At 44.2% G+C, this 24,993-nt stretch carries 26 protein-coding genes, 1 pseudogene and 2 other annotated features; of the genes and pseudogenes, 4 read left to right on the top strand and 23 right to left on the bottom strand.

What is annotated here, in order from left to right; genetic code table 11:
• The first annotated feature begins 48 nt into the window (after nucleotides 1–48).
• Together NST16_RS04250 and NST16_RS04245 are read left to right on the top strand one after the other, a co-directional pair.
• The gene (locus NST16_RS04250) at nucleotides 49–1,230 is read left to right on the top strand and encodes an IscS subfamily cysteine desulfurase (RefSeq protein WP_168748362.1); all 1,182 of its coding nucleotides are present in this window, start codon (nucleotides 49–51) and stop codon (nucleotides 1,228–1,230) included.
• Nucleotides 1,196–1,738, top strand: coding sequence for a transcription repressor NadR (locus NST16_RS04245; protein ID WP_340884210.1), 543 nt, complete (start codon nucleotides 1,196–1,198; stop codon nucleotides 1,736–1,738). Before NST16_RS04250 ends, NST16_RS04245 begins: the two co-directional genes overlap by 35 nt.
• Before the next feature lie 21 nt (nucleotides 1,739–1,759).
• On the opposite strand, the gene pheA is transcribed toward NST16_RS04245, so the two are convergent.
• Genes pheA through NST16_RS04225 form a run of 4 tightly spaced genes read right to left on the bottom strand, consistent with a single transcriptional unit; the run spans nucleotide 1,760 to nucleotide 5,032 of the window.
• Nucleotides 1,760–2,617, bottom strand: coding sequence for a prephenate dehydratase (pheA, locus tag NST16_RS04240; RefSeq protein WP_010335152.1), 858 nt, complete (start codon nucleotides 2,615–2,617; stop codon nucleotides 1,760–1,762).
• A gap of 17 nt (nucleotides 2,618–2,634) precedes the next feature.
• On the bottom strand, nucleotides 2,635–3,078 hold the full coding sequence (gene thrR / locus NST16_RS04235; RefSeq protein WP_010335153.1) for a transcriptional regulator ThrR: 444 nt from the start codon (nucleotides 3,076–3,078) through the stop codon (nucleotides 2,635–2,637).
• 54 nt (nucleotides 3,079–3,132) lie between these two features.
• Complete coding sequence (obgE, locus tag NST16_RS04230; RefSeq protein ID WP_010335154.1) at nucleotides 3,133–4,419, bottom strand: GTPase ObgE; 1,287 nt, start codon at nucleotides 4,417–4,419, stop codon at nucleotides 3,133–3,135.
• A gap of 34 nt (nucleotides 4,420–4,453) precedes the next feature.
• On the bottom strand, nucleotides 4,454–5,032 hold the full coding sequence (locus tag NST16_RS04225; protein WP_168748364.1) for a sporulation initiation phosphotransferase B: 579 nt from the start codon (nucleotides 5,030–5,032) through the stop codon (nucleotides 4,454–4,456).
• A 77-nt stretch (nucleotides 5,033–5,109) separates the two neighbouring features.
• Here NST16_RS04225 and NST16_RS04220 point away from each other — a divergent pair.
• Nucleotides 5,110–5,232 (top strand): annotated as a pseudogene (locus NST16_RS04220) (hypothetical protein).
• Between the two features lie 119 nt (nucleotides 5,233–5,351).
• Here the strand turns inward: NST16_RS04220 and rpmA are convergent.
• The 16 genes from rpmA to valS form a co-directional block, all read right to left on the bottom strand.
• Nucleotides 5,352–5,636 (bottom strand): 50S ribosomal protein L27, encoded by a 285-nt coding sequence (gene rpmA / locus NST16_RS04215; protein WP_003222623.1) that lies wholly within the window; start codon nucleotides 5,634–5,636, stop codon nucleotides 5,352–5,354.
• A gap of 12 nt (nucleotides 5,637–5,648) precedes the next feature.
• The gene (locus tag NST16_RS04210) at nucleotides 5,649–5,990 is read right to left on the bottom strand and encodes a ribosomal-processing cysteine protease Prp (RefSeq protein WP_026014751.1); all 342 of its coding nucleotides are present in this window, start codon (nucleotides 5,988–5,990) and stop codon (nucleotides 5,649–5,651) included.
• Nucleotides 5,991–5,993: 3 nt separating this feature from the next.
• Nucleotides 5,994–6,302 carry a 50S ribosomal protein L21 gene (rplU, locus tag NST16_RS04205; RefSeq protein WP_003222620.1) on the bottom strand — a complete coding sequence of 103 codons (309 nt, stop codon included), beginning with the start codon at nucleotides 6,300–6,302 and terminating at the stop codon, nucleotides 5,994–5,996.
• 13 nt (nucleotides 6,303–6,315) lie between these two features.
• Nucleotides 6,316–6,393 (bottom strand) — a sequence feature (ribosomal protein L21 leader region).
• A 57-nt stretch (nucleotides 6,394–6,450) separates the two neighbouring features.
• Nucleotides 6,451–7,317, bottom strand: coding sequence for a M50 family metallopeptidase (locus NST16_RS04200; protein WP_010335158.1), 867 nt, complete (start codon nucleotides 7,315–7,317; stop codon nucleotides 6,451–6,453).
• On the bottom strand, nucleotides 7,310–8,104 hold the full coding sequence (locus NST16_RS04195; protein WP_168748366.1) for a M23 family metallopeptidase: 795 nt from the start codon (nucleotides 8,102–8,104) through the stop codon (nucleotides 7,310–7,312). The genes NST16_RS04200 and NST16_RS04195 overlap by 8 nt, the downstream gene beginning before the upstream one ends.
• Nucleotides 8,105–8,253: 149 nt before the next feature.
• Nucleotides 8,254–9,060: a septum site-determining protein MinD gene (minD, locus tag NST16_RS04190; RefSeq protein ID WP_010335160.1), complete on the bottom strand. Its 807-nt coding sequence runs from the start codon at nucleotides 9,058–9,060 to the stop codon at nucleotides 8,254–8,256.
• A gap of 1 nt (nucleotide 9,061) precedes the next feature.
• Nucleotides 9,062–9,742, bottom strand: coding sequence for a septum site-determining protein MinC (gene minC / locus NST16_RS04185; protein ID WP_168748367.1), 681 nt, complete (start codon nucleotides 9,740–9,742; stop codon nucleotides 9,062–9,064).
• A 52-nt stretch (nucleotides 9,743–9,794) separates the two neighbouring features.
• A complete protein-coding gene (gene mreD / locus NST16_RS04180) occupies nucleotides 9,795–10,313 on the bottom strand; it encodes a rod shape-determining protein MreD (RefSeq protein ID WP_340884194.1) in 519 nt (172 codons plus the stop codon).
• Nucleotides 10,310–11,182 carry a rod shape-determining protein MreC gene (gene mreC, locus NST16_RS04175; RefSeq protein WP_010335163.1) on the bottom strand — a complete coding sequence of 291 codons (873 nt, stop codon included), beginning with the start codon at nucleotides 11,180–11,182 and terminating at the stop codon, nucleotides 10,310–10,312. Before mreC ends, mreD begins: the two co-directional genes overlap by 4 nt.
• A gap of 30 nt (nucleotides 11,183–11,212) precedes the next feature.
• Entirely contained in the window at nucleotides 11,213–12,226 is a 1,014-nt protein-coding gene (gene mreB, locus NST16_RS04170) for a cell shape-determining protein MreB (RefSeq protein ID WP_010335164.1), read from the bottom strand.
• A 91-nt stretch (nucleotides 12,227–12,317) separates the two neighbouring features.
• Complete coding sequence (radC, locus tag NST16_RS04165; protein WP_168748368.1) at nucleotides 12,318–13,013, bottom strand: RadC family protein; 696 nt, start codon at nucleotides 13,011–13,013, stop codon at nucleotides 12,318–12,320.
• A 36-nt stretch (nucleotides 13,014–13,049) separates the two neighbouring features.
• Nucleotides 13,050–13,619 carry a Maf family nucleotide pyrophosphatase gene (locus tag NST16_RS04160; RefSeq protein ID WP_340884185.1) on the bottom strand — a complete coding sequence of 190 codons (570 nt, stop codon included), beginning with the start codon at nucleotides 13,617–13,619 and terminating at the stop codon, nucleotides 13,050–13,052.
• Nucleotides 13,620–13,769: 150 nt separating this feature from the next.
• Complete coding sequence (locus NST16_RS04155; protein ID WP_340884182.1) at nucleotides 13,770–14,768, bottom strand: SPOR domain-containing protein; 999 nt, start codon at nucleotides 14,766–14,768, stop codon at nucleotides 13,770–13,772.
• A 132-nt stretch (nucleotides 14,769–14,900) separates the two neighbouring features.
• Nucleotides 14,901–15,647 carry a prepilin peptidase gene (locus NST16_RS04150; RefSeq protein WP_286058229.1) on the bottom strand — a complete coding sequence of 249 codons (747 nt, stop codon included), beginning with the start codon at nucleotides 15,645–15,647 and terminating at the stop codon, nucleotides 14,901–14,903.
• A 140-nt stretch (nucleotides 15,648–15,787) separates the two neighbouring features.
• On the bottom strand, nucleotides 15,788–17,080 hold the full coding sequence (locus tag NST16_RS04145; protein WP_340884174.1) for a bifunctional folylpolyglutamate synthase/dihydrofolate synthase: 1,293 nt from the start codon (nucleotides 17,078–17,080) through the stop codon (nucleotides 15,788–15,790).
• Nucleotides 17,081–17,139: 59 nt separating this feature from the next.
• Nucleotides 17,140–19,782: a valine--tRNA ligase gene (gene valS / locus NST16_RS04140; RefSeq protein ID WP_010335170.1), complete on the bottom strand. Its 2,643-nt coding sequence runs from the start codon at nucleotides 19,780–19,782 to the stop codon at nucleotides 17,140–17,142.
• A gap of 59 nt (nucleotides 19,783–19,841) precedes the next feature.
• Nucleotides 19,842–20,063 (bottom strand) — a binding site (T-box leader).
• Nucleotides 20,064–20,229: 166 nt separating this feature from the next.
• Here valS and NST16_RS04135 point away from each other — a divergent pair.
• On the top strand, nucleotides 20,230–20,421 hold the full coding sequence (locus tag NST16_RS04135; RefSeq protein ID WP_010335171.1) for a hypothetical protein: 192 nt from the start codon (nucleotides 20,230–20,232) through the stop codon (nucleotides 20,419–20,421).
• A gap of 19 nt (nucleotides 20,422–20,440) precedes the next feature.
• On the opposite strand, the gene cotN is transcribed toward NST16_RS04135, so the two are convergent.
• The 3 genes from cotN to hemL form a co-directional block, all read right to left on the bottom strand.
• Nucleotides 20,441–21,466 (bottom strand): spore coat protein CotN, encoded by a 1,026-nt coding sequence (gene cotN / locus NST16_RS04130; protein WP_340884170.1) that lies wholly within the window; start codon nucleotides 21,464–21,466, stop codon nucleotides 20,441–20,443.
• A 32-nt stretch (nucleotides 21,467–21,498) separates the two neighbouring features.
• Nucleotides 21,499–23,562 carry a LysM peptidoglycan-binding domain-containing protein gene (locus tag NST16_RS04125; RefSeq protein WP_340884166.1) on the bottom strand — a complete coding sequence of 688 codons (2,064 nt, stop codon included), beginning with the start codon at nucleotides 23,560–23,562 and terminating at the stop codon, nucleotides 21,499–21,501.
• Nucleotides 23,563–23,697: 135 nt separating this feature from the next.
• Nucleotides 23,698–24,990 (bottom strand): glutamate-1-semialdehyde 2,1-aminomutase, encoded by a 1,293-nt coding sequence (gene hemL, locus NST16_RS04120; RefSeq protein WP_340884164.1) that lies wholly within the window; start codon nucleotides 24,988–24,990, stop codon nucleotides 23,698–23,700.
• Nucleotides 24,991–24,993: the final 3 nt, after the last annotated feature.

Here is a 24,993-nt window from a genome sequence, read left to right as displayed (position 1 = left end):
AAATAAACTCAAGAGTTTTTTATGAAGAACATATGGAGGAAAGACCGGATGATTTATTTAGATTATGCAGCAACCACGCCAATTTGCGAGGAAGCTCTGGACGTATTTCAGAAGCTCAGCATTGAAATGTACGGAAATGCCAGCAGTTTGCATGATGCTGGGGGAAAAGCAAAGCATATACTGGAGTACTGCCGGGGGAAAATAGCTGCCATAATCGGCGGAGAAACAGATGGGATATATTTTACAAGCGGCGGTACTGAATCCAATTTTCTTGGCATTCAATCATTGTTAAACGGCCTGCCAAAAACAAAAAGACATTTTATTACGACGGCCATGGAACATCAATCAATCCATAACTGTGCTGCTTTTCTGCATAATCATGGCTTTGACGTGACAATCATTAAGCCTAATGAGTATGGGCTTATTACCGAGGAAATATTGGCAGCCCATATTCGACCGGACACAGGCCTGGTTTCTATTCAGCATGCCAATTCAGAAACAGGAATCATTCAGCCCATTAAACACCTGTCATCGTTTCTTCACAACAGGAAAATTCTTCTTCATTGTGATGCGGTTCAAACATTCGGCAAACTGCCCATCAATACTGAGGAAATGGGGGTTGATGCTCTCTCTGTCTCCAGTCACAAAATCCACGGCCCTAAAGGAGTCGGAGCTGTCTATATTCGACCGGACGTTAATTGGAAACCGGTATACCCTGACACCGCTCACGAGAATGGGTTTCGAGCAGGCACGGTAAACGTACCGGGTATCGGAGCCTTTACAGCGGCAGCGGAGCTGATCGCAAGTGAAATGGAAAAACAGATATCCCACAATCAAATGCTGAGACAATACTTTTTAGAACAAATCCGTATTCGGTCTCTCCCTGTAACCCTTGCGGCAGATGGTGCAAACACAGAATGTCTGCCCCATATTATCGGGTGTTTTTTTGGCTCATTTGAAGGACAATATGTTATGTTAGAATGTAATCGGAATAATATTTGCATTTCAACGGGCAGCGCTTGTTCTGCAGGTTATCACGGGCCGTCTGAAACGATGAAAGCGTTAAGAAAAACAGAACAGGAAGCCTTGCAATTTATCCGGATCTCTTTCGGAAGAAACACAACCACTGAACAGCTGGATATGTTATTACATACGTTTACAGCGCTTTTGGAACAAAGGAAAGGAGAATATCATATTGACCGAAGAATTAAAGCTCATGGGCGCCAATAGGCGTGAGCAGCTTCTTTTGTGGCTGAAGGAATCCCAATCGCCGCTGACAGGAGGAGAGCTCGCCAAAAAAGCAAATGTTTCAAGACAGGTGATCGTTCAGGATATCTCGCTTTTAAAAGCGAAAAATGAGCCGATTATCGCCACAAGCCAAGGGTATGTCTATCTGGACGCCGCCGCTCAAAAGCATCAGCAGGCAGAAAGAATCATAGCGTGTTTGCACGGACCTGAACGGACAGAAGAAGAATTGCAGCTCATCGTGGATGAAGGGGTAACTGTAAAAGACGTAAAAATTGAGCACCCTGTATACGGCGATTTAACTGCAGCGATCCAAGTCGGCACGCGAAAAGAAGTCAAATATTTCATCAAAAAGATTAATTCCACAAATGCCGCCTACTTATCACAGCTGACAGATGGTGTGCATCTCCATACACTGACAGCGCCGGATGAACATCGCATCGATCAAGCCTGTCAAGCGCTCGAGGAAGCCGGCATTTTGATTAAAGACTAAAAAAAGCCCTATTAGGGCTTTTTATAATTGATAAGATTGATATGTACCAAGCAGCTTTACTTTGCACCCGAGCGCTTCAAGCTCCTGCATAGCTCCAGGGATTAATACTTCATCAAACGCCTGTTCAATATCAATAATAAAGAAATAATTCCCTAACCCGGTTTTGGTCGGACGGGATTCGATTTTTGACAGGTTTAAGTTTCTCCAAGAAAAAGCAGACAGCACTCTATGCAGCGCTCCGGATTGATCATCCTGGGGAAGCATCACCATCAGTGTTGTTTTTGGTCTTGAATTCAATTTTGAATTCACTTCAAAGGTTATATTTTCATCAGGAGACAGAATGACAAATCGCGTATGATTGTCTCTATAGTCCTGGATATCCCGTTTTACGATTTTTAATCCGTATGTAGAAGCCGCCATTTCATTGGCAATCACCCCGATATTCAGCTCGGGATGGTCACTGACAAACTTTGCCGCCGCTCCAGTTGAATTGGCGTATTCATACGGGACGGAAGAAAAATGCCGATGGAGAAACTTATGGCACTGCGCAATCGCATGTGAGTGCGAATAAATTTTGTTCAGGTCTTTCCACGCATTCTCTCTGGAAGGATGAACGAGTAAATGCTGATGTATCGGCAATGTCATTTCACCTACGATAGGCAGAGGCTGTTCATGTATTAAATAGTCTATTGTTAAGTTTACTGATCCTTCTAATGCGTTCTCTAAAGGCACAAAAGCGAAATCAACCTCACCCGCAACTGCCGCATCTATACATTCCGGTATCGTGCGGTAAGCAACATGCTCGGCGCCATTTAGAAAACAAGAACTGACTGCTAGATGTGTGAATGTAGCTGCTGGACCTAAGTAACCGACTTTCATGACGATATTCTCTCCCCTTACGCTCCTGAACCTAATATTTCAACCTTTTCTACAAAGTCAAACTTTCTCATCTTGTTCATTAATGTATGAATGTCCTCTTCCATTGCGGATGTACTGATAGACAGCGTTACGTTTGCTCTCCCTTGAAGCGGAATGGTCTGGTGAATGGAAAGAACGTTGCTTCCAGAGTCAGCCACCGCCTGAAGGAGCTGAGATAACGCGCCTGAGCGATCCTCTAAATGAAAGAAAAGTGTGATAATTTGTTCTTTAACCATTGTATAAAAAGGAAAAACGGCATCTCTGTATTTATAAAATGCGCTTCTGCTTAAATCTACCTTTTGAACGGCGTCTGCCACTGATTCTGCTTTTTTTCGATCCAGCAGTTTTTTGACTTCCAATGTTTTTCTCATCGCATCAGGCAACACATCTTCACGGACAAGATAAAACGTCTCCTCTTTCACTTGCATCCCCCCTTTTGAAAATAGAGAGCCTGATATCCAGGCTCTCACCCATCATTAATCAATAAATTCAAATTCAAATTCAAGAAGTCTGATAATGTCTCCGTCTTTGGCCCCGCGTTCTCTGAGTGCTTCATCAACACCCATCCCCCGCATCTGTCTTGCAAATCGTTTAACAGATTCATCACGTGAGAAATCAGTCATCTTGAATAACCGCTCAAGACTGTCTCCTGAAAGCACAAAGACTCCGTCAGGTTCTCGCGTAATGTTGAATGGCACTTCTTCATTCTCCATCGTGTACATGACACGGTTTTGCGTAAGCTCTTCCTCGTCATACAGCGGGAATTCCGGAGTGTTTTCCAGCTGATTGGCGACTTCGTACAAAAGCTCGCGAAGACCTTCTCTTGTCACTGCACTGACTGGGAACACCGGATAATCATCCTTCAGCTTTTCTTTGAAGCCTTCAAGATTTTCCGCCGCCTGCGGCATGTCCATTTTATTCGCGACAATAATTTGCGGGCGCTCCGTGAGACGCAAATTGTACTCGCTCAATTCCTGATTAATCGTCACATAATCCTCATACGGATCGCGGCCTTCCAAACCGGACATATCAATGACATGAACGATAACGCGGGTCCGCTCAATATGGCGCAAAAATTGGTGGCCGAGCCCGACGCCTTGATGAGCCCCTTCAATCAGGCCAGGCAAATCGGCCATAACGAAGCTCCGTCCGTCATCTGTTTCGACCATGCCAAGATTCGGAACAAGTGTCGTAAAGTGATAATCCGCAATTTTCGGTTTGGCAGATGAAACGACGGACAATAAAGTCGATTTCCCTACACTTGGAAACCCGACAAGCCCGACATCTGCAAGCACTTTTAATTCAAGAACAACATAGCGTTCTTTTCCCGGTTCACCGTTTTCTGAGAGCTGAGGTGCAGGGTTTGCCGGTGTGGCAAAGCGTGAGTTTCCTCTTCCGCCTCTTCCGCCCATTGCGATGACTGCCTGCTGTCCATGCTCGGTTAAATCGGCAATAACCTGCTTTGTATCATCGTCTGTCACAACTGTGCCGGGCGGAACTTTAATGACCATATCCTCCGCATTTCGTCCATGCTGGTTTTTTGACATGCCATGCTCGCCGCGAATCGCTTTAAAGTGTTTTTTATATCTAAAATCCATAAGAGTACGGAGACCTTCGTCCACTTCAAAAACGACGTCTCCTCCCTTTCCGCCATCTCCGCCGGCAGGGCCGCCTTTCGGCACATATTTTTCACGGCGAAACGCAACCATCCCGTTGCCTCCGTCGCCGCCTTTTACATACACTTTCACCTGATCTACAAACATAATGTCCTCCGTTCTAAACCGTTAAAAAACACCGCTAGTTCAACCCAATTTCAATTAGACATTCGTGGCTTGTGATCCCAAAACGCATGATATCAAAGTCCTCATATCCATTTTGCCGAAAATCATCAAAGGCAGATATATTGGCAAAAGTTCCGTGAAAATCAAGGTACAGTATCAGCTGTCTGTCAGGATGATCGGTTTGAAGCGAAACGGTTAAATGATTTTCACTGCCTCTAGTAACTGCTTGTTCAAACAGATGAAACAGCTTTCTCATCAGTTTCGCCAATTTTTGATCATAAGCTGACAAATCCTTAATTTCCCCGAGAACTTCATATTCAAGCGTCATACATTGGGCTTTCCAATTAAACGTAAGAAAATCAAACGCTAAATGCGGTGTTTTCAGGTTTGAGAGCTTTGATTCGTGTTTAGCGTCTATCACCATTTCTTCAATGATTTCAAAGACGCGGTCATACTTCTGCAAGCTTAAGTTTCCTTTAATAAGCTGCAGCTTATTCATCCAATCATGCCGGGAATGGCTGAGAAGATGAATCAGTTCATTTGTTAAAGCTGTATCGCTTATATTTTCTTCTTGATTTTTTGAAACATCCTTCATTTTCGCACTCCCAATCATTTGATTTCTTATTTAGGAGTCTGTATAAGTGTGTATTATGAATTATAACAGAGAAGGCTTTGATAGAAAAACAATTGTTTTTCCCAGAAATATCATGTTCCTTTTTTCTGGCTTAGGTTGATTTTCAGCCAGGCAGAACATTTTATGTATTACTGCTTGGGGAACATATCCAGTGGGTTTGAGACATTCGTTCTCATTCTTGGCGGGGTCTGCTCGCACATACTCTGCATAACATTCTTGATGCTTACTCCGCATATTGCAAAAAAAACTCCAGTCATTATCGACCGGAGTTTTTGAATCATTATTGAGCTACAGGATATACGCTCACTTTTTTGCGGTCACGTCCGAAACGTTCGAATTTAACAGTTCCGTCGATTTTCGCAAAAAGAGTGTCATCTCCGCCGCGGCCCACGTTTTCACCTGGGTAAATTTTTGTTCCGCGTTGACGGTAAAGGATAGAACCGCCTGTTACGAATTGACCGTCAGCACGTTTAGCACCTAAACGTTTAGCCTCAGAGTCACGTCCGTTCTTTGTAGAACCTACTCCTTTTTTAGAAGCGAAAAACTGAAGATCTAATCTAAGCATGTAGCTCACCTCCTATATTATGTTTGTGGTCACACGCAAGTGATCTTTGTAATCCCGTTCGATTGTCTCTAACGAAACAATCATGCCTTCAATCAGCAGCTGAGCTTTTTGGCGCGCCTCCGGATCGAGAGATTCAGGGAATTCAAAGTAAAAATAACCCCCATCTTCTCCTATATCTAGAAGCGGCTCGAAGCCCGCCAACGCGATGACCGCGTTAACGGATCCAAACACAACAGCTGTCACTCCGGCACAGACGAGATCTTGTCCATGTTCAGCAAAATTCGCGTGGCCCGTCATTTCAAAAGACAATACGCTTTTGTCAGCACGGGACCTTCTGATTGTTGCCTGGATCATGGCTTACGCGTTGATTTTTTCGATCGTCACTTTAGTGTAAGGCTGACGATGACCTTGTTTTTTATGAACGTTTTTCTTTGCTTTGTATCTGAAAACAGTGATTTTTTTCGCGCGGCCTTGTTTTTCAACTTTAGCCGTTACTGTTGCGCCTTCAACTGTAGGGTTGCCGACTTTCACATTGTCTCCGCCAACAAACAAAACGTCTTCAAAAGTAACTGTTTCACCTGCTTCAGCAGCAAGTTTCTCGATGTAAACAGTTTGGCCTTCTTCAACTTTAATTTGTTTACCGCCTGTTTTAATGATTGCGTACATTCTCTGCACCTCCTATTAGACTAAGACTCGCCAGATACCAGGGGGCTGTAAAACAACTCTTAACACCTGTACTGAGCGGTTGTAGCATTGGTGCTACATCCATAACATTAAAAAATATATCAAAATACAAGGCGTTTGTCAATCGATTTTAATAAGGCAGCAGCAGTTCCTCCATGGAGGAATTTGTCCGTTTATCAGCAAAGTAGGCATGCAGCACTTCATTCTCATCCAGCTGGCTTAACTTCTCTCCTGACTTCTCTATAATAATGGGATGCTTACAGCCTCGTTTGAATTCCGCCATGACATGATAGACTTTATCCTCAGCATTAACGGTAAGCGGAAGCAATTTTTCAAGCTCGCGGTTTTTCCCATAGTATCTTTCCAAGAGAAACCTCACATGGATGTAGTGTCTTTGCCTGTACTCCTCAAACAAAGAAACAGCAAGAAAGACAAACAAAACCCATGCGCTGATTTGCAGAGGAACCGCAAATAAAACCCAGCATGCGAGAAGCAGGCAGCACACAAGTGAAGTCTTTAGATTCAGCCGGTGCGCTTTTTGAAAAGCCAGATGCTTTGAAAAAAATAAAAATAACAGCTTGCCGCCGTCAAGCGGCCAAATCGGCAGCAGATTCACAAATAAAATAGATAGATTATAAAATGTAAACAGTTCAAAGGTCTCGTGATTAATTATTGAGAGGCCTGCAAGCATCCAAGCCGCAAGCTGGAGCCAAATGTGCTGAAGAGGTCCGGCAATAATAACCGCAAACTCTTCCTTTAACGGCCGATTTCCGTGCTCTTCCACTTCAACCGTTCCTCCAAATGGCAGCAAAAAAACACGCTTGATTCTCCAAGAAAAAAACACGGCCAGAGCGGCATGCCCCAGCTCATGGATCAGGACAATCACAAGCAAACATAGCAATGCTTTCATATGCCCTGTAACCAGCCCCAGCGCCATGATAATCCAAAGAAAAGGATGAACATGAATTTTCAAGATGAGGTCAAGCCATTTATTCAAATGAGATCACCTGAATCGGATCAATAAATTTGTCGCCGTCTTTCATGGCAAAATAATAGAGCCCTTTGTTATGATCATCAAGTTTAATCGTACCGAGCTTTTTGCCTTTATCTACAAAATCATATAAAGCGACATCCACGTCTTTCAGTTCACCATAAATGCTGTAGGTATTGTCAGCATGCTGCACTTTTACTGTAAGCCCCGTCTCACCGTCTTTACTGACTTCAACAACATAGCCTTCTTTTATACAATCGATTGTATCACTGCTTGTTTCGACTTTAATGCCTTCCCCGTTGTCCTGAAAATCCTGCTGAACTTTACCAGATGCGGGTGCAACAAGATCTTGACTCACTTCAACCTGCTGTTCCTTATTTTTCTTTTCAGGAGCGAGAAATGCAAGAGGGCTGCCAAATTTCGTTTCAAACCAATGGCTTGCTGAAGCAAATTGAAATTCTGTTTCGAAGGTTTGTGCAACGACCGGCTTGATCTGGCTGATGGGTCCAATGTTTGTTTTATAGGCTATGGCAGAAACCAGAACAAGGCAGGCCGATAGAAGGCATTTCAGAATCATTGAGTCTGTTTTCACCAAAGGGTGTCTTCCGCTGAAGTTCGAATTGCCATCTTCATATACCGGGATAGCCCCATGTTTTTCCTGATCAGATACCATGACCCAAGACGGCGGTTTTTGCTTTTCGGAACCTGTCTGAGTAGGGAAACGTTTTGAGCCGGAAACCTGTTTCCTTCTTTTCTCTAATCGTTTTCTGATTTCATCTGCTCTGTGACTCATTGCCATCATCCTTTGCATTCGTTGGGTTTGTACATCATATGTCTTGTCCACGGCAATTATTCGATTTACCTTCAGCACAGAGCAGTCAGAAACAAAAAAACCTGACACAGCATTTGCTTTGTCAGATTCTTCTCTTTTATTCTATGAAATTAAGATCTTACTCCGAAAAATGACTTAATCTTAGCCATCATTCCCTTGTTTTGCTCTTCAAGCACCTGCAAAGGAACAGATTCGCCTAAAATGCGGCGGGCAATATTTCGATATGCGATGGAAGCGCGGTTTTTCGGATCCATTGCAATTGGTTCGCCATGGTTAGATGCCTTAATCACTTCATCATCATCGGCAACGATACCGAGCAAATCAATCGACAAATGCTGAACGATTTCATCGATATCCATCGTGTCACCGTTTTTCATCAGGTGATTTCTGATTCTGTTTACAACGAGCCGCGGCGGTTCAATATTTTCTTCTTTTTCCAATAGCCCTATAATGCGATCAGCATCTCGCACAGCTGAAATCTCAGGCGTTGTGACCACTACCGCCTTGTCAGCCCCAGAAACGGCGTTTTTGTATCCTTGCTCAATTCCTGCGGGGCAGTCTATGATGACATAATCAAATTCCTGCTTGAGCTCTTGGACCATAGTTTTGATTTGTTCAGGAGCAACAGCCGTTTTATCGCTCGTTTGAGCAGCGGGCATTAAATAGAGCAAATCATCAAAACGTTTATCCTTTACGAGCGCCTGATGCATTTTACATCTGCCCTCTACAACGTCGACGAGATCATAAATAATTCTATTTTCAAGACCCATTACTACATCCAGGTTGCGCAGTCCTATATCAGTATCTACTAAACATACACGCTTCCCTAAAATGGCTAAGGCGGTACCGAGGTTAGCAGATGTTGTTGTTTTACCTACTCCGCCTTTTCCCGAAGTTATTACGATAGCCTCACCCAATTCACATTCCTCCCTCAAGCCTTGTTAGATCAGGTCTTAAATGAGCCAAATGTTGAAGGCGTTCAATGACCATATTTCCGTCTGTATCTAAATAAGCACATTCCATTTCGTTCCCTTTTTGAATGTGGTCTGGGGAGCGATTTAACACGTGATTGATTCTTAACTGTGTCGGCAGCATTTCAGAGGCAGCAATAACCGCATGATTATTTCCGTTAAATCCGGCGTGGGCAATTCCTTTTAGCGAACCCAGAACAAAAATGTTTCCGCCGGCTCTGACTGTCCCGCCCGGATTCACATCTCCGATCAGAAGCAAATCGCCCTTCACCTCGAGCACTTGGCCTGAACGGACAATTTTTGAGACAGAAATAATTTCCGCTTCCTCTTTCATACGCTGTGCTTCTTTTTTAGTAATGACTTCACTCTCAATAGAATGAACAAACAAATCTTTTTTTGACGCAATTATTTCGGTCAGCTGTTCCTCTTGCTCCTGATATAAGCATCGATTGCCCAGCTTAATGTGAACGCTGATTTTCTGGCCTTTTCCATCTGTATATTGTTCAATTGACAGCATATTCTGAAGACCATCGAGAAGCTCATCAAAAGAACATGCATCGTCAAGATGCAATGTCAAACCATTCTTTGTTCCTTTTATCGTTACATATTGCTGCTTTTTGGTCTTCACAATATTCACCTCAACAACATACTCATTTCGTCAAAAAAAGATAAAATCCTTTTTACTCATCTCTCAATTCTTTCTTTAGACTCATAAAAAATAATCTAAATGGGAGAACCAGGATGAGTGCGCTTATCATATTTAATAAAACTGTCGGTATAAACCGGTCTAGCACAAAGCCATTAAACGTCATAATGTCTTTGTGAATCAGCGACTGAATACCGAACACATAAAATTCTAGCAGACAAACAGCGAGAACAGCAATCAGGATGACGACAAAAGCGTTTGTGTGCAGCACTTTAAACGCTTTTGACGCCAAATAGCTTAGCCCCGCAACGCCAAACATATAAACACCTAATAGACTTGTATAATTCATATCATATAGAAAGCCGAAAATAAAACCGTAGATCACTGCGTGTTTTTGATTGATAAAAGCCGACATAAAAATCAGCACAAGCATCAGAAAACGCGGGACGAGCACCTGGTCATCCGTAACAAACGGGAAATGCACCAGATCAGTAAAAATGCTTTCCGCCGAAAAAACCAACATCATAACGAAAGGGAGAAGGAAACGTTTCACGATCCTTCCTCCTCTGTATCGACAGTCGGTACATCACGATTAACAACGATCACATTATTTAAATCTGAAAGATCAGCCGCAGGTTTTACATAGGCAACTTTCGTTAATCCATAAGAGTCAGACTCGATCTCAGTCACTTCACCGATTGTCAGCCCTTCTGGAAATACGCCTCCTGTGCCTGACGTTTCAATCAGATCGCCTTTTTTCACGTCTTGTTTATCCTTGCGTTCGATTATGGTCATCTTAAGCCGTTTTTTGTCTTTATCATAGCCTTCGATTAAACCGTAGCCTTTGCTGCCTTTTTTCCCGGAAATGGTTGTTGCGACTCTGTTATTACGGTCAGTATCGCTTAAAAGCTGGACCGTAGACGTAAAGTTATTAAGGCCTGAGCTTTTAATCTTCCCGATTAATGCGCCTTTTTCGTTCGTTACCGCCATATCTTTCGCTACGTTTTGCTGTGTCCCTTTGTTAATGGTCACTTGTTTCGCCCAATTATCAGGGCTTCTGGCAATGACTGTCGCCAAAATCGGCTTGTAATCTTTTATTGATTTCACATGGCCGAGTTCGTCACGCAGGGATTTGTTTTCGTCCTCAAGTTCTTGAAGCTTGGCTTCATATTTTGTTTGCCCGTCAAGCTTTTCTCTCAGACGCTCGTTTTCTTCGTATGTGTTTTTTAAATCACTAATGTTCTCAAATATCCCTGCAAAAAATTCGGCAGGCGTATGAAAAATGTTTTGAAATACTCCCGTCGTATCACCGATCAGTTTCTCAGGCCAGGTGGTATTACGGCCGTCCTTCAGCGAAAATCCAATCATAGCCACCAATATGATAATACACAGAAGTAATAGCATTAACCGTTTATTCGGCATCGTGTTACACCTCTTCTATTGAACTCCCGATTATCTTGTTTTTCCTTTGAAAAGATGGATGTGCTCCAGTGCTTTTCCTGTCCCGATCGCTACACAATCAAGCGGGTCTTCAGCGATAAGGACCGGCATTTTTGTTTCTTCGCTGATGACTTTGTCCAAATTACGAAGAAGCGCTCCGCCGCCGGTTAACACAATACCTCTGTCCATGATATCTGCGGCAAGCTCAGGCGGTGTTTTTTCAAGTGTGCTTTTCACTGCCTCTACAATGGTTGACACCGTGTCACGCAAAGCATTAGAAATTTCTTTCCCGGTAATTTCGATCGTTTTCGGCAGACCTGTCAGCAAGTCACGGCCGCGGATTTCCATTTTATCGGATTCTTCTGCGGATTCAGCAGAGCCGATATCCATTTTAATCGCTTCAGCAGTGCGGTCCCCGATCATCAGGTTGTATGTTTTTCTGATGTAGTTGATAATCGCATCGTCCATTTCATCACCGGCAACGCGGATGGATTGAGATGTTACAATACCTCCGAGGGAAATAATTGCAACTTCTGTCGTTCCGCCCCCGATATCAACAACCATGCTTCCAGTCGGTTCCCAAACCGGGAGATTGGCGCCGATAGCCGCAGCAAACGGCTCTTCGATCGGATACGCGTCACGCGCTCCGGCTTGTCTTGTCGCATCGATAACCGCACGCTCTTCAACCGCAGTAATGCCAGATGGCACACAAACCATCACATAAGGTTTTCTGGCAAACATGCCTTTATTTTTAATGGCCTGATTAATGTAATATTTCATCATGGTAGCCGTTGTTTCATAATCAGCGATAACGCCGTCTTTCATCGGGCGAAGAGCCACTACGTTTCCAGGCGTCCGTCCGATCATATTTTTCGCATCATTTCCGACAGCAACAATCGATTTCGTATCCGTTTGCAGCGCGACGACTGACGGCTCCCTCACAACAATTCCTTTACCTTTTACAAAAACAAGCGTATTCGCAGTTCCAAGATCTATACCAAGGTCTCTTGTACCAATTCCAAACATATGTATGTATCTTCCTTTCTTAAAGCAAAAATACCCTAAAGGGAAAAACTCATAAACTCTATTATAGCTTAATTCGACGAAAAAAAAAGTGTTACAAATATCCTTTTTCCTTTAAACTCACAAATTTTTTGTCGCCAATCACCAAATGGTCAAGCAGCTCGATGCCAATCAGGTTTCCGCATTCAAACAGCCGTCTTGTCACTTCAATATCTTCCCTGCTCGGCGTCGGATCCCCCGAAGGATGATTATGGATACAAATAAAGGAAGCGGCAGATCGTTTGAACGCTTCTTTAAATACCTCCCGAGGGTGGACAATAGATGAATTCAGACTTCCGATAAAAACAGTGCGTTTATGGATGACTTGGTTTTTTGTATTTAAATATAAACAGACAAAATGCTCCTGGGTTAAAAAGCGCATATCCTCCATGACCAGATTTGCGCCGTCTTCCGGGGAGCGGATTACAAAATGTTCTTCATTGGCTAATTTATGAATACGGCTTCCCAGTTCAACTGCTGCCAGTATTTGCACAGCCTTCACCAGACCGATTCCCGGGATGCTGGACAGTTCCTCAACTGAAGCTTCTTTCAGCAGGCGCAGCCCGTCAAACGAGCGCAGAAGCCGGTTTGAAAGGTTCATAACAGATTCGTTCTTTGTGCCTGTCCGCAATAAAATAGCCAAAAGTTCGTTGTTTGCTAAGTTCTCGGCTCCGACTTTCAGCAGCCGTTCTCTAGGCTTTTCTTTCTTTGGGAAATCTTTGAGTTTAAATGGCAGATCGTGTATGATCAAGCCCTCCTTTTCTTTCCCTTCCCGTTTATAAAACCGTCAGGCTTCTACATCAAAATCCTTCAGAACTCTCATTGTTTTTGATATAGGGAGCCCTACGACTGAATAATAATCTCCGTCTATTTTCTTTACAAAAAGTGCGCCTTTTCCTTGGATGCCGTAAGCACCTGCTTTATCCATCGGCTCTTTTGTTTCAATATAAGTCCAAATATCTTCTTCACTGAGGGGCCAAAACACAACTTCTGTCTTGTCATAGAACGTTTCGCTGTGATTTGCGGTTTGAATACTGACAGCGGTTATCACGGTATGACTCCGGCCGGAAAGCCTGCGGAGCATAGCAGCGGCTTCTTCTTGATCTTGCGGTTTGCCGAGGCACTCACCGTCAAGACATACCATTGTATCAGCACCGATTACGATTGAGCCCGGATTGAGATCGGCCACAGCCTTAGCTTTTTGTTTTGCCAACCATTGGACGTTTTCTTCAGGTGAAAAGTTTCGATTTAATTTTTCCTCTACTTCACTGACAATAATGGTGTAGGGAATCTGAAGCAGATCGAGGAGTTCTTTTCTTCGCGGAGATTGTGATGCAAGTATAAGCGGCTTAGCCATGTTCGTCATCCTTTCAGGGTTTGCTTAAGAAAAAAAGATACTCATTTATCCTACCAAATCACGAGGCTCGCCACAATTTCAGAAAAATAACTTTTTCATGACAAAATAAAAAAAGCCTGTCACTAAGGACGAAGGCTCAGGCACTTTCTATTATTTAATTACGGCTAAAAGCTGCTGCTGAGCCTTCCATCCGGCTTCAGCACTTGGGTCCTCTAATTCCTTTAACGCCTGCAAAATTGCTTTTTTCTCTCCCGTTTCAGCTGCTTCTGTTTTACCAAGCGAATTTTTTATTTTTTCAACACTCGCGTTTGTAATATCTTCTCCGAGGATCGCCTTCGCTGAGAGCTCCGCTGTTTTCTTGAAAGGATCTGTCATATCCGACTCTATTGATAAAGATAGTTCCTTGCCCCCCCAGGCTTCAAAATCGCTGTCGATTAAAAGCTGCCCTACCTGCTGTGATACAGCCTTATCACTTGCCAGGCCCGCGATGACATACGTGTACCCGTCATCCTTTGACAGGGAAACGGCGGAATATCCTTTTTCAGTCAGCTGTTCAGTTAACGTCTCTGCACCCTTTTCATTTGAAAACTTTCCTGCTTGCACTGCATATGTTTTATATGTACCTTCCGTTTGTGCCGCTTGTTTTTCTCCGGCGGTGCTTTGTTTCTCCGCAGCTGTATCTCCTGCTTTTGCCGTCTGGCTGCCTAAAGAGGCATCTAAAGAGGCTGGCGCCGACGCTTCTTTATTGCCTGATATATTTAATGCAAATAACCCTAAGCCGGTGCCTAAAACCGCTGCAAAGGCAATCGTTGCCGCCACTCTTTTTACCGGCTTGGCCGTCCCTGTCTTTCCTTTTGAATAGAGCTTCGATTTTTTCTTTTGATAGGGCGGAACAACTTTGGGATCATCTTTAAACACCTTATCCTCCTCTGAATCCCAGTTAAATTCATCTTCATCAGGATGTTCATGGGAGGCTGCAACCTCCTGCTCCGCCTTTCTCTTTTCCTCCCAATTTGAAAACGTCATGTTTTTTTCTTGCTCTGTCTTCGGTGTCTCCTGCTCGTAAACTGTTTCTTCTTTTCCATTAATCGTCACCTTAAGGGCTTTTTCTTCCGCTTTACTGATTTTTTTTTGCTTCCTTTTTTTCAATTCTGCTTCCTCCCTTCATTTGTGTGACCGTTCTTGTGGCTTTTCATGCTACACACTTTAGCACAGGCGAAAAAAAAAAGAACAAGACTTTTGTCGTCTTGTCCAAAAAACGTTCGTCAAATTTTTCATCGGTCACCCTAACGCCATTTTGACATAAAAGGAAATGATAGAGTCACCGTATAAATAAGCGAAAATGCTTCCTGCCGCAATTGCCGGTGCAAAGGGAATCGGCTGTTTTCTGCCCAGCCTTCCGAACAGTACAGCGGCAGTTCCGTACAATGCTCCTATAAGTACGGAAAAGAAAAACGCGGCAGCAAGCATTTTCACACCAAGCACAAGGCCGATGACGGCAAGTAATTTAATATCCCCTCCCCCTATTCCTCCATGAGTGATGACGGCAATAAAGGCCAGCAAAAGAAAACCGGCAGCCGCACCTATGAAGCCTTCATACCATGAATAAAGCGGAGAAATGATTCTGCCAGCCGCCAGAAAGGGAAGAAAGAATAGCAATATGCGATTTGGAATCAGCATAAAGTGAATATCTGTCACAGAAACAATGATAAGAAGAGAAAGAAACAGCAACGCAACAATCAGTTCCCAAGACAAACCAAAACGAAATCCCGCGGCTGCAAATAAACACGCTGTCGAGAGCTCTGCCGCTGGATACATAAGAGAGAGCTTTTGGCCGCAGCTTTTGCATTTGCCTTTTAGCAGAGCAAAAGATAAAACAGGGATTAATTCTGCCGGAGTTAAGGTTCTCCGGCAAAAAGAACATGCCGAACGAGGGTTTATGATGGACATGTGTAAGGGGATACGGCATCCTGCCGTGTAATAAAATGAACCGAGGATAAGGCCGAGGACAAAAAGAATCGGAATCATAGACAACACACCTTTACTCTCATTAGATTATGCTATGGATTGTAGCACGGTTAGCATATTGAACTATAATAAGCAATTTTAGATTTTGACAGAAAAAATCCCGGCAGAATATCATTATTGATTCTGCCGGGACAAAGTCATTACAGCATTCTTTTTCGAATGTCAGAAATAAAATATAGTGATCCCGTAATGAGCACGATATCATTTGAGCCTTTTTTGCTTTCTATTAATTTGATCACTTGCTCCGGATCTTCACTCCAGCTTTTGCTGCCGATTTCACTAGCATCATACAGGTCTTTCGCAAGTGAAGCACGCGGAAAATCAAAAGAAGCAAAATGAATCGAGTGCGCGATGGTTTCCAGTTTCTTAATCATGTCATGATACGGCTTGTCCTTTAACGCGCTGAACACCACACAAATGTCGGAATCCGGGAAACGCTGCTTCATTGTTTCAGTCAGCTTATCGATCCCTTCTTCATTATGGGCGCCGTCTAAGTATACCGGCGGATGTTCCTGAACCAACTCTAATCTGCCCGGCCAAGCAGCCTTAACGAGCCCGGTTCTTATAGCAGCATCACTAATTTCAGCAATGTTTTCCCTGTTAAGCCACTCGGCAGCCAAAATGGACAAAGCCGCATTTTGTCTTTGATGCGTGCCGATGAGAGATGTTCGAATATCTGCATAACACTTTTCTCCTGTTTTAAAAGAAAATTGTTCTCCCGCTGGAAGAGCCTCTTCATTATAAATCCTGCATGTATCATGCAATGACTGAAAAGGAGCAGATTTTCGTTCAGCTTCATGTCGGATTACCTGTAAGGCTTCCGGCTGGGTAACGGCTGTCACCATCGGAATGCCATCTTTAATAATCCCGGCTTTTTCTCCTGCGATTTCTGCAATGGTGTTTCCTAAAATGTTCATATGGTCGTGACCGATGCTTGTGATGGCAGTTAAAAGCGGTTCGACAACATTAGTAGAATCGTACCTTCCGCCGAGACCTGTTTCAAAAATAACAAAATCGACCTGATGATACGCAGCAAAATATAAAAATGCACAAGCCGTCATAATTTCAAATTCTGTCGGCTGACCGTGTTCAGTTTGGTCAAGCTCTTCAACGATCGGTTTCACCTGATTGACGAGTGTGACCCACTCCTCGTCTGTAATAGGTGTGCCGTTTACGCTGATGCGCTCATTAAATGTAATGATATAAGGCGACGTAAACGTACCGACAGTGTATCCCGCTTCTTGCAGCATAGAACGGATAAAAGCAACAGTTGATCCTTTGCCGTTTGTTCCCGCCACGTGGAGCGCGCGAATTTTCTTTTCAGGATGGTCCAATCGCTCCATCAGCTGCTTCATTCGATCAAGACCGGGCTTCACTCCGAATTTTAGACGGCTGTGAATCCAGCTGCGCGCTTCTTCATATGCAGTAAACAATGATAATCCCCTCTTTTATAAGACAAGGCGGTTTCTCAAGAAACCGCCTCGGCTTTTCATTAGCCCTTAAGCTCAGCCATTCGTTTTTGAACAGCGTCACGCTTCGCCACGTAATCTTTCTCTTTCTCACGCTCTTCATCAATTACGTGCGCAGGCGCTTTTTTTATAAATCCTTCGTTTCCAAGTTTCTTTTGAACACGTTCGACTTCTTTCGTCAGCTTATCGAATTCTTTTTGCAATCGGGCGATTTCTTCATCGATATTAATTAAACCTTCAAGCGGAAGTATAACCTCTGCACCTGTGACAACTGCCGTCATTGCTTTATCAACTGCCTCGATATCTGTACCGATTTTCAGCACGCTCGGATTTGTAAAGCGTTCAACATATGAACGGTTTGCTTCGAGACGGGCTGCGACCTCGTCCGTGCTCGCTTTAATGTACAGTTCAACTTGCTTGCTCATCGGTGTGTTTACTTCGCTGCGGATATTACGCACTGAACGGATCAGCTCAACGAGAAGCTTCATGTCAGCAGCAGCTTCAGTGTCTGTATGCTCAGGCACAACAACAGGCCATGTGCTCACAGTAATGGATTCTCCTTGGTGAGGCAGGTGCTGCCAAATTTCCTCCGTTAAGAATGGCATAAACGGATGAAGCAGGCGCATCGTTTGATCCAGAACATAAGCAAGGATGGAACGGGTTGTTTTCTTAGCCGCTTCATCTTCTCCGTATAGAGGAAGCTTCGCCATTTCAATATACCAATCACAGAAATCGTCCCAAATAAAGTTATATAAATGGCGGCCGACTTCACCAAATTCATATTTATCAGCTAGCTGTGTCACACTTTCGATCGTTTCATTTAAACGCGTTAAAATCCACTTGTCAGCTACTGATTTCTCACCTGAAAGATCAAGCTCATCATATGTCATGCCGTCCATGTTCATTAACGCAAATCGAGAAGCGTTCCAAATTTTATTGGCGAAATTCCAAGTTGATTCCACTTTTTCATAGCTGAAGCGAAGATCTTGGCCAGGAGAGCTTCCAGTCGCCAGGAAATAGCGAAGGGAATCGGCTCCGTACTTGTCAATCACGTCCATTGGATCGACACCGTTGCCAAGAGATTTACTCATTTTTCTGCCCTGCTCATCACGGATTAAACCATGGATTAAAACATCTTTAAACGGACGTTCTCCAGTAAATTCAATTCCTTGGAAAATCATGCGTGACACCCAGAAGAAAATGATGTCGTAGCCTGTAACAAGAACGTCAGTCGGATAATAGCGTTTAAAATCTTCAGCTGTCAGATCAGGCCAGCCCATAGTGGAGAACGGCCAGAGCGCAGAACTGAACCAAGTATCCAGCACGTCTGTATCCTGCTCCCAATTTTCGCTGTCATCTGGCGCTTCAAGACCGACATATAACTCGCCGGTTTCTTTATGATACCAGGCAGGAATGCGGTGGCCCCACCATAATTGACGGGAAATACACCAGTCGCGGATATTTTCCATCCAATGCAAATACGTTTTTTCGAAGCGGTCAGGAACAAAGTTGACTTTTTCTTCTTTCTCTTGCAATTCTATTGCTGCATCAGCAAGCGGCTGCATGCGCACAAACCATTGGGTAGAAAGGTAAGGTTCAACAACTGCTCCGCTTCGTTCACTATGCCCGACAGAGTGCAGATGATCCTCGATTTTGAAGAGAACGCCTGCCTCCTGTAAATCTTTAACGAGCTTTTTGCGGCATTCGAAGCGATCCATGCCTTGATATTGCAGCGCATTTTCATTCATCGTGCCGTCTTCATTCATGACAAGAATGCGCTCTAAGTTATGGCGGTTGCCAAGCTCGAAGTCGTTCGGATCATGGGCAGGCGTAATTTTCACTGCACCTGAACCAAATTCCATATCAACGTAGTCATCGCCGACAATCGGGATTTCACGATTTGTGATAGGCAGAATAACCGTTTTCCCGATCAGGTGCTTGTAGCGCTCATCCTCAGGGTGTACCGCAACGGCTGAATCACCAAGCATCGTTTCTGGACGTGTCGTGGCGATTTCAATTGAACCTGATCCGTCAGCAAGCGGATAACTCATGTGATAGAATGCGCCTTGAACGTCCTTGTAAATGACCTCAATGTCGGATAAAGCTGTTTTTGTTGCAGGGTCCCAGTTTATAATGTATTCGCCTCTGTAGATCAAGCCTTTTTCATAAAGTTTAACGAATACTTCGCGAACCGCTCGGTTTAAGCCTTCATCAAGCGTAAAGCGCTCACGGGAATAATCTAGGCCAAGCCCTAATTTCGCCCACTGGCTGCGAATGAAGTCAGCATATTCTTCCTTCCACTTCCACGTTTCTTCAAGGAATTTCTCACGGCCTAAATCGTAGCGGCTTGTGCCTTCTTCACGAAGTTTCGCTTCAACTTTAGCCTGTGTCGCGATACCGGCGTGGTCCATTCCCGGAAGCCACAGCACATCATAGCCCTGCATGCGTTTCATTCTTGTTACAATGTCTTGCAGCGTTGTATCCCACGCGTGTCCAAGGTGAAGTCTTCCTGTTACGTTTGGCGGCGGAATGACAACAGAATATGGCTCTTTTGTCTGGTCACTGCCTGCTTCAAAAAACTTACCTTTTAGCCAAAAATCATATCGGTCTTTTTCAACCGCAGCCGGATCATATTTTGTCGGCATTGTTTGTTCATTCGTTTCCATCATAACCCTCCAGCATGTGTAAAATGGCTGAGAACGAAAAAAGAGCCCTTCATCCTTGGGAAAAGGACGAAAAGCTCTTTCGCGGTACCACCTTTTTTCATGAACCTTGTCAGTTCATGCGCTTCAACGGATAACGGGGGTCTCCCGAATTTCTCTACTCTTCTTTCAAGAAATTGTGCTCCCGGGCGACCTTCCAATCAAACAACATAAGAAGCCTTTCAGCAAGCGGCTTCTCTCTCTGCATGCGTCTTTCTTGTACTCTTCCCGTTCTAAGCAGGTGTATCTATCAGCTCATTATATTCTTTATTTATGTTCTTTATTATAGTAAAAGTGTTTTTGATTCGTCAATCATCTTTTCCAAAAATACTGCTTCTTATACAAGATGGGCAGGCACCTATTGACCAAGTATACATATGATGCTTGTAAATGCGTAGAGGAGGATGCACCGTGAAGAAACGTTTCAGCTCTTATTCCCTGCCGCCGTGGGTCAGGCAAATTCGGCTTGTATCCGCGCAAGTGATTATTCCGATAACGATTTTCCAGGGTATCAGAACCATTTTCTTTCCGACAACCTTTGATGTTTTGCTGCTCGCACTATTGATTTTTTTAGCCTGTGCGCTTCATTTGGAATGGATATAAACAAACAAGTCCGCGCCAATTAAGACGTGGACTCGTTTTCCGCCTGAAATTTTTTCTCTTGTTCAATTTGATGAATTTTCATCACAAACGGCTCTATATTTTTCATTTGCCAGTATGCCTTTAATAAGTGTGTACATTCATCTTTTTCACGGCGCCTTTTCCCGGTCTGATAGCGGTTCAGCACTTTGTACACCGCTGCCGGATAAGCCATGTAACTAAGAAAAAGACTGATTTCAGCCTCATGCAGAGGAAATGCTTTCGTATATGCATAAAACCAATCGACACACTCAGGACAAGCTTTTGGAAAACCGCTGAACATTCGTGTATAAAAGCCGAGCAAGTCGTTTTGCGGCGGCCCCACAGACGCTCTCTCAAAATTCGTAAAATATCCGGTTCCTGCATCATTGTACAGAAAATGGTGAATAGACAGGCTGCCATGGTTAATGACAACCCTTGAGGTGCCTTTTTCTTTTGCCGCTTCATACCAGTCCTTAATCCGATCAAGCGCAAAGTTTACAGCGGAAATGGTTTCTGAAAAATAGGTTACAGCCTGCAATTCAAAGGGAGAAAGGTACCATTCTTTCTCCGCTCTATCTACAAACTGTTCATAAATGATCTTTTCATTTTCCCACTTTTTTCTCGTTTGTTCATAGTGGCGTTCAATGTCTTCACGCCTGACCTTGATTTCTTGCGCAGTTCTTTCGTGGAGGCGGGCTGTTTCTCTAAATAGATAGCCATGTTTCTGATCCCGCTCTTCCTCTTGGTCAAATTGGAGCCAAGGCATTAAGTAATAGGAGTCTCCCGTTTGTACGCCCCCGGAGAAAAACTCCCCCCCATTTGTTCTGTAAATAGGAACAAATGAATGAAAGCCTTTTTCCTCAATTGCCACCATTCGATCTGTAAAATGTCTGCCGCGAACCGATTTCATTTTTTTCAGCGCAAATACCCCATAGTCTGAATACACTTTCCACACACGAGGACTGACTGGCTCAATAAATTGAGCCGTCAGTCCGTATTCCTGAAGAACCGATTGGACATCTTCCATTCCATTCACCACATTTTCCGATCGCTTACGGCTTACACATGGCTGCTTTTGTATTGAGGGATATAAAGAATCTGCCCTGCTTTCAATTCATCATCCAGCGCCAAAGAATTCATCCTGATCAGCTGCTGGGAGGTAATGTCGTACCGTTCGCATAAACGTTCAATGGTATCTTCCTGCTGAACAATACAGATTTTCATTCTAGAAAACTCATCCTCTTCTCTCGTAAAGAGTTTTGTTAAATAAAGAGAATTATGATTTTCCTTTGTTTCAGGTTCCTTCGTTTGAGCAGCAGGAACATCCCTAGCAACAGCATCTGTTTCCTTCCTTTCAGGGTCGGAAGTGTCAGGCAGCTGGTAAGAATGAAAAGACGTCTCTTCCTCAGGTTCTTCAGGTGAAGGTGTTTTTCTCACTTCAATTTCAAAGCTTTCTTCCTTCTGCTCTTCTTCCTCCAGCAGCTTAGGCGCTGAATAGAAGGAATGCTCTTCTGAATCTTGTTCCGGCAGGAAGGTACGATAGGCCGGAGTGATCTCTTCTTCCTGAGATTCCTCTTCAGCACTTATCTTTTGATTAAAATGCAGGGTTGGAGCTGCTGCTTCTTCCTTTAAAAGTGCAGCTGGCACTTTCTCCTGCTCTCTGCTTTCTTCTTCTAAAGAAACAACGTTTTCAGGTACAGTTTCCCGGACTTCCTCCAGTTGTTCTGCATCCTGTCGGAGTGCAGGCTCGATGTGATCCGATAGCTCCGATTCTGTTTCTTGTGATTCTTGACGCCGAGCATGCTCAAGAATAGGAGAATCTCGCTGTTCTATTTTTTCTTCTCCACGCTCAGCCTCTGCAGCAGGTGATTTTTCCGTCTCTAAAACAAGCGGTTCTGACAGTTCAGCCTGCTCTTCTTCCGTCTCTGCTTTTTTGCGGATCTCTCTTCCTGAAGCAGCCTTTGCTGCTTCTATTGTCTCCACTTCCTCACGAAGCCCTGCCTCTGAAAGAATGAGCTCCGGCTGCTTCGCTTCTGCCGCATTTATATCTTCGCTGCCCTCTGCTTCTAAAGCAGGTGATTCTGATCGTACAGTTTCTTTCTCTTCATTCGCCTGCTCTTCACGAAGCCCCGCTTCCGAGACATGAAGCTCTGGCGCCCCGGCTGGCGCTTCATTCGCTTTTATTTCTTCGCTGTCCTCCAAAGCAAATGGCTCTGACCGCTCAGCTTCTTCCTCTTCATTTTCCTGCTCTTCACGAAACCCCGCTTCCGAAACATGAAGCTCTGGAGCCTCGGCTGGCGCTTCTTCCGTCTTTATATCTTCGCTGTCCGCCTCTAAAGCAAATGGCTCTGACCGCTCAGCTTCTTCTTCTTCATTTTCCTGCTCTTCACGAAGCCTCGCTTCCGAGACATGAAGCTCTGGCGCCCCGGCTGGCGCTTCATTCGCTTTTATTTCTTCGCTGTCCTCCAAAGCAGATGGCTTTGATTGCTCAGCTTCTTCCTCTTCACTTTCCTGCTCTTCACGAATCCCCGCTTCCGAGACATGAAGCTCTGGTGCCTCGGCTGGCGTTTCTCCCGTCTTACTATCTTCGCTGTTCTCTACTTCTAAAGCAAATGGCTCGGCTTCTGAGACTAGAAACTCTGGCGGCTCAGAAAAACCTTCACTAGGAGCTTCATAGAGAGGAGTGTCCTGCTCCCTGTCCGCTGTGTCATCAAGAAGGCCTTCTATTGCTAGATCAGCTTGGATCGTAAGGATGCGCGAGTCTGTTAGTTGATAGTCAAATGCATCAATAAACACAAAAACTTCATGTAAATGACTGACTTTGTTTTTCGGGATGGTAATATCGACAGGGAAACAATGAGTCAGTTCCGCTGTTCCATCCTCTCTCGTTCTGACCTCCTCGACAAACCGCTTATCAGTATAAAACTCCTCAGAATTTTTGCTTTGATCTATGTTGTACTCACCTGTAAGTTCAAGCGATCCTCTGATTGAAACGTAATCATTCACTTCCTGAACCCTAATATCAGGATCTAATGAAATGGAAAGCAGTTCAGAAACTTCCTGTCCTTTTTGGAAACAGATCGTTTCTTCTACAGAAAATTGCAATCGATGATTTTGCGGCAAGTTCATATCCTCCTTTCATCTAATCCTTAAAATTAGATGTCACTAAAGGTGTATGTATGAATTGGGGAAAATATGAATGAGGATGCACAGAAAAAACCGGTACAAGGAAATCCTTGATACCGGTTTTGATAGTACTTATCCGCGGCTGATCTCAGCGAATACGTTCTCAGCTGCCTGAATTGTTTTTTCAATATCCTCATCAGTATGCGCCGTCGAGAGGAAGAGTCCTTCGAATTGAGATGGCGGAAGGAACACACCTTCATTTGCCATTCCTTTATAATACTTGGCAAACAGCTTCAAATCTGATGCTTTGGCTGTTTCATAATTGATGACAGGTTCATTTGTAAAGAAGAAACCAATCATTGAACCTGCGCGGTTAAAGGTATGCGGAATACCGTGCGCCTCTGCCGCTTTTGAAATGCCTTCTTCCAGTCTGTCGCCTTTTTTCATAAAGGTCTTGTATGATTCAGGCGTGAGCTGCTTTAATGTTTCGAGTCCAGCCGTCATTGCAAGCGGGTTGCCTGACAGCGTACCAGCCTGGTAAATCGGACCGCTTGGAGCGATTTGCTCCATAATTTCGGCTTTACCGCCATAAGCGCCGACAGGAAGTCCGCCCCCGATCACTTTCCCTAAGCAAGTCAGATCAGGCGTTACACCGAAATAACCTTGTGCGCAGCTGTAATCGACCCGGAAGCCAGTCATGACTTCATCAAAAATCAGCAGCGTGCCGTACTGTTCAGTAATATCCCGCAGCCCTTGCAGGAAGCCTTCTTGCGGCGGAACCACACCCATGTTTCCGGCAACCGGTTCTACGATGACGCCTGCAATATCTTCACCAAACTGTTGGAATGCAAGCTTTACACTTTCTAAATCATTGTACGGAACAGTGATGGTGTTTTTCGCAATGCCTTCAGGTACGCCCGGGCTGTCAGGCAGACCGAGTGTTGCCACTCCTGAACCCGCTTTAATCAGCAGAGAATCTCCGTGTCCATGGTAGCAGCCCTCAAATTTCAAAATCTTATTGCGGCCTGTATATCCTCTTGCCAAACGAAGCGCGCTCATGGTCGCCTCGGTTCCCGAGCTGACCATCCGTACAATTTCTATTGACGGCACTCGATCAATGACGAGCTTCGCCAATTCAGTTTCCACCTCAGTCGGGGCCCCGAAGCTTGTCCCGTATTCAGCCACTTTTTTAAGGCTCTCTACAACACGGTCATTTGTGTGTCCTAAAATTAAAGGCCCCCATGACAAGACGTAATCAATATACTCATTTCCATCAATATCATAGATTTTAGAGCCTTTTCCGCGCTCCATAAAAATTGGGTCCATGTCTACCGATTTAAAGGCGCGAACGGGGCTGTTTACACCGCCCGGCATGAGTTTTTGCGCTTCTTTAAAAGCCGTTTTTGATTTTTCATAGCTTCTCATCTG

The sequence above is a fragment of the Bacillus sp. FSL K6-1005 genome, from assembly GCF_038000225.1.
Classification (GTDB): Bacteria; Bacillota; Bacilli; order Bacillales; family Bacillaceae; genus Bacillus; species Bacillus mojavensis.
The sequence above is the reverse complement of the archived record's forward strand: the minus strand, read 5'-3'. Positions and strand labels throughout refer to the sequence as shown.

Coding starts and splice junctions, on each gene's coding strand:
- NST16_RS04250 (WP_168748362.1), top strand. CDS start 49: ATGATTTATTTAGATTATGCAGCAACCACGCCAATTTGCGAGGAAGCT.
- pheA (WP_010335152.1), bottom strand. CDS start 2,617: ATGAAAGTCGGTTACTTAGGTCCAGCAGCTACATTCACACATCTAGCA.
- obgE (WP_010335154.1), bottom strand. CDS start 4,419: ATGTTTGTAGATCAGGTGAAAGTGTATGTAAAAGGCGGCGACGGAGGC.
- NST16_RS04225 (WP_168748364.1), bottom strand. CDS start 5,032: ATGAAGGATGTTTCAAAAAATCAAGAAGAAAATATAAGCGATACAGCT.
- rpmA (WP_003222623.1), bottom strand. CDS start 5,636: ATGCTTAGATTAGATCTTCAGTTTTTCGCTTCTAAAAAAGGAGTAGGT.
- NST16_RS04210 (WP_026014751.1), bottom strand. CDS start 5,990: ATGATCCAGGCAACAATCAGAAGGTCCCGTGCTGACAAAAGCGTATTG.
- rplU (WP_003222620.1), bottom strand. CDS start 6,302: ATGTACGCAATCATTAAAACAGGCGGTAAACAAATTAAAGTTGAAGAA.
- NST16_RS04195 (WP_168748366.1), bottom strand. CDS start 8,104: ATGAGTCACAGAGCAGATGAAATCAGAAAACGATTAGAGAAAAGAAGG.
- mreC (WP_010335163.1), bottom strand. CDS start 11,182: ATGCCGAATAAACGGTTAATGCTATTACTTCTGTGTATTATCATATTG.
- mreB (WP_010335164.1), bottom strand. CDS start 12,226: ATGTTTGGAATTGGTACAAGAGACCTTGGTATAGATCTTGGAACTGCG.
- NST16_RS04160 (WP_340884185.1), bottom strand. CDS start 13,619: ATGGCTAAGCCGCTTATACTTGCATCACAATCTCCGCGAAGAAAAGAA.
- NST16_RS04150 (WP_286058229.1), bottom strand. CDS start 15,647: ATGATTCCGATTCTTTTTGTCCTCGGCCTTATCCTCGGTTCATTTTAT.
- valS (WP_010335170.1), bottom strand. CDS start 19,782: ATGGAAACGAATGAACAAACAATGCCGACAAAATATGATCCGGCTGCG.
- cotN (WP_340884170.1), bottom strand. CDS start 21,466: ATGGAAGATGTCCAATCGGTTCTTCAGGAATACGGACTGACGGCTCAA.
- hemL (WP_340884164.1), bottom strand. CDS start 24,990: ATGAGAAGCTATGAAAAATCAAAAACGGCTTTTAAAGAAGCGCAAAAA.